Genomic DNA, 3506 nt, shown 5'->3' with positions numbered 1-3506 from the left:
AGCCGTGGCACGCTGATCAGCCCGGCCCCATGCCGGAGAGCGCGGCGACCAAGCCGTCAGCTACACCACGCAGCGGGACACGATCATGGCACCCCGCGACTCCAGCCTTCATTTCATTTTTCCGGCAAATATTAACGGACCCGCAACCGAGAACCTTAACTGCTCCGCAACCCGCGCGGCAGCATATTAGTGCTGTCTTTAATAAGCCCAGGAGGTTGAAAATGCAGAAAATAGTCTACCGTTTCGCACGGGACGAGTCTGGCGCGACGGCGATCGAGTATGGCTTGATCGCGGCTCTTATCGCGCTGGCGATCATCACCGGCGCCGGCGCGGTTGGCAATTCGCTCAACGGCATATTCACGACCGTCGGCACTACGGTCAACAGCAGCGGGTCGTAAGTCATCTATCCGGTCGGCCCACCGGCCGGATACGTTTGCAGCTCGGGAATAGGGGTTCGATTCTCCTTGGGCGTACCAAGATATCTTCGTCACATATGATGCTTGCGCCGCACGGTACGTTACAGCAAGTTGTCCGCATGAAACAACTGGCCTTGGTCCTTGTCGTCTCCGTGTCCCTGTTCGCCCAGTGTGGTCCGTCCTTCTCCAAGGATAGGAGGATCACAGGCACCATTCGAGGTTTCGAATGCGGCGACAATTGCTACCTGACCATTGTCGACGGCAAGAGGGCCGAGCAAGTCGGCCTGTGTGCCGCTCCCGAGTGCGAAAGCTGGAACGAGAAAACCGTGATGCCGTCCCGCTACAAGGGACAACGTGTGACGGTTACGGTCGGGCAAGGCCAGCAGGTCGATGACAGCGGGAACGTCATGGGAGAGATGATGGCTTTCAAGAAGATCAAATTTCTCAACTAGCGTGCCGAGATTGGGTAGCGTGCTGGGGATTGGGCGCAATTCGCTTTCGACCCTAGACCACGGATCTCTCAGAGCTACTCCATCAATCGTCCGAACCTGGCCACGTTCGTCGCTTCTGGCGCAGCGGGGCCGATTGCATTAGCATTGCGTCATGAATCCTGAGGCACGGTTCCAGCGGCGCATAGAAATGCCGGGTGCCGGATAGATCGGGGGAGAAGGCCAATGCAGAAGCTGCAATCGCAGGGCGTTCACCACATCACCCTGGTCGGGGCCGGGCGCCAGACCTCGATCGATTTCTGGGAAGGCATGCTCGGCATGCCGTTCATCTTCGAGCAGCCGAACCTCGACAAAGCGAGCGAAAGCCACCTCTATTTCGATCCGGGCGACGGAAGACTGATCACTATCTTCACCGATGAGAGCCGCACGCCGGAAAAACGGCGCACGCCGACCGATCCGGGTTGCGTCCACCACATCGCTTTTTCGGTGTCGCGCGTCACCTTTCTGCAGGCCGTCGCACGGCTCGACGAGCGCGCCATCAAGCACAGCGGCGTCAAGGATCGCGGCTTTATGGATTCGATCTACTTCGAGGATCCGCTCGGCCTGCTGATCGAACTGGCCTCCTACCGCTTCGAACCGCCGGCGGGCTTCACCCATGCCGACGTGTTGATGGAAGCGCACAGGCTGCGTGTCGCGCGCGGCGACTACAACATCGCGGAAGTGCATCTCGCCGATGCGATCCAGTCGCTCGTCGAGCGTTCCCGCGCAACCTTGTCGGACGACCGGGCGCCGAAGAACCCATACTGAACAGACCAGAGGGAGGAACAAGATGGCCAAGACAGCGACGAAGAGTGCCAGGAAACCGGCAGCCAAAGCAGCCGTCAAGCCGGCGGCGAAAGCTGCGGCAAAGCCCACGGCCAAGGCAGCCGCCAAGCCCGCCACGAAGGCGACGGCAAAAGCCGCGCCTGGGGCCAAGGCGAAGCCGGCGAAGAGGCCTGGCGTAAAGCTCAGCATGCTGAAGCCCAGCGTCAACAACATGACTGTTCGGGTGTTCGCGCGGGCGGCCGGGCTGGATGCCGCCGAGACCGATGCCTGGGGCCACACCCGCTCGCCGGAATTCATGGCGCGCAACCCCGCCCATTTGACGCCGATGATCGAGGACAAGGGCCTTCCCAGAGGCGTGTTGTGGGAAAGCTGCGCCATCATGCAATACCTCTCCAACAAGCACGGGCTGGAGAAATTCTATCCGAAGGCGCCGGCCAAGCGGGCGATGATCGACAGCGCCATGTTCTACCTGGTCGGTACGCTCTACCCTTATGTGGCGCGCGCCACCTATCCGTTCCTCGGCTTTCCGCAATATGCCGGCGAGGTCGGCCACAGCGACGCCCACCCGGACAAGAAGTCCGAAGCCCAGAAGGCGGCGATGGCCGCGATCGCCGAGCCGCTGGAGGTCTTCCACAGCTTCTTCAGGGATGGCAAGCCGTTCATCGGCGGCAAGAACGCGTCCATCGCCGATATCCGCCTGGCGGCGACGCTCGAATTCCTGGCCGTCATCGACTATCCTCTGCCCAAATGGGCGAAGGACTATGTAGCGGCGGTCGAGAAGAAGCTTGGCAAGGCCTATAGCGAGCCGGCCGGCGACGTGCGCGGCTACATCGCCCATGTGAAGTCGCAGGCCAAGGCCTGAGGTTAGGGATTCGTTAACCAAAGCCCTGTCTACTGCCGGTAATTCGCTTTCGGCCCGCGACCACGGATGTACTGGCGCAGAACGTCGTGGCGATAGGAAAGGTCGGCGCAATGCCGGCCTTTTTTGCTTTTTGCGCGCTATCGCCGAGTGTGAAAGCACCGGTCTGGCGCGCCAGCCTCTGTGTCGCTTTTTTGGCGTCAACTTTTGCCGGAGATATTGTCATCGCCTGCTTTGGCCCTACCATCCATTTTGGCAGTCCGGCACGGATTGCCGATCAGGCATGAGATGAGGGCTGGCGATGAAAAGCGTTGCGAGGAGTGTTGCGGTTGCGGGCGTGATGCTGGCGAGCGCCATTCATCCTTCACAGGCGGCTGAACTCAACACCATGAACGATGTCGGGGCCGCCATCCAGACGTGCTGGACGCCACCGGCGGACGCCGGAACCGCCAGCGTGACCCTGAGCTTCAGCTTCAAGCGGGACGGCACGCTGATCGGCCCACCGAGGCCGACGGCCATCAAGGTGGATGGCGATGCCAAGGCGAAAAGATCGTTTGTCGACGCCGCAACAACGGCCTTGCAGAATTGTCTGCCGCTGACCTTTTCGCCGAAGCTGGCGCAAGGAATCGCTGGCAACGTGTTCACGTTGCAATTCGCCTCTCCCAAGTAAGCCCGCAAGCAGCGCACGCAGCGGTGCTGCATGCCGGGGCTCAGTGGTGACTGCGCCTTGCCTCGGCATGCCGGGCAAGGTCAGGCGTCTCGAAGACGTAGTCGTTCCAGGCCGACTCCGGAACCTGGCCGGCCAGATAGCATTCCAGTAGCAGGCTTTGCTCGGGGTTGAGAGGCCTTGGCGCGCGCCCGTGATCCAGCCCTAGAGCGGGATGAATTTAGGTTGGGCATACCCTGCCTCTGTGAAGTAATTTCGGCATTCGGTTGACGTGACGGTGCCGAGGATTT

At 61.0% G+C, this 3506-nt stretch carries 6 protein-coding genes; all 6 read left to right on the top strand.

Annotated features, from left to right (window positions below; genetic code table 11):
* Positions 1 to 221 precede the first annotated feature (221 nt).
* The 6 genes from NKJ06_RS34925 (at position 222) to tolA (ending at position 3219) form a co-directional block, all read left to right on the top strand.
* Positions 222 to 398 (top strand): Flp family type IVb pilin, encoded by a 177-nt coding sequence (locus NKJ06_RS34925; protein WP_352633422.1) that lies wholly within the window; start codon positions 222 to 224, stop codon positions 396 to 398.
* 137 nt (positions 399 to 535) lie between these two features.
* The gene (locus NKJ06_RS34920; RefSeq protein ID WP_352633420.1) at positions 536 to 868 is read left to right on the top strand and encodes a hypothetical protein; all 333 of its coding nucleotides are present in this window, start codon (positions 536 to 538) and stop codon (positions 866 to 868) included.
* 222 nt (positions 869 to 1090) lie between these two features.
* Positions 1091 to 1672, top strand: a complete 582-nt coding sequence (locus tag NKJ06_RS34915) for a VOC family protein (protein ID WP_352633418.1) — start codon at positions 1091 to 1093, stop codon at positions 1670 to 1672.
* 22 nt (positions 1673 to 1694) lie between these two features.
* Complete coding sequence (locus tag NKJ06_RS34910; protein ID WP_352633416.1) at positions 1695 to 2552, top strand: glutathione S-transferase family protein; 858 nt, start codon at positions 1695 to 1697, stop codon at positions 2550 to 2552.
* A 110-nt stretch (positions 2553 to 2662) separates the two neighbouring features.
* On the top strand, positions 2663 to 2836 hold the full coding sequence (locus NKJ06_RS34905; protein ID WP_352633414.1) for a hypothetical protein: 174 nt from the start codon (positions 2663 to 2665) through the stop codon (positions 2834 to 2836).
* 14 nt (positions 2837 to 2850) lie between these two features.
* Positions 2851 to 3219, top strand: a complete 369-nt coding sequence (gene tolA, locus NKJ06_RS34900) for a cell envelope integrity protein TolA (protein WP_352633412.1) — start codon at positions 2851 to 2853, stop codon at positions 3217 to 3219.
* The last annotated feature ends 287 nt before the right edge of the window (positions 3220 to 3506 follow it).

It is taken from the genome of Mesorhizobium sp. M0293, from assembly GCF_040321735.1.
Classification (GTDB): domain Bacteria; phylum Pseudomonadota; class Alphaproteobacteria; order Rhizobiales; family Rhizobiaceae; genus Mesorhizobium.
The sequence above is the reverse complement of the archived record's forward strand: the minus strand, read 5'-3'. Positions and strand labels throughout refer to the sequence as shown.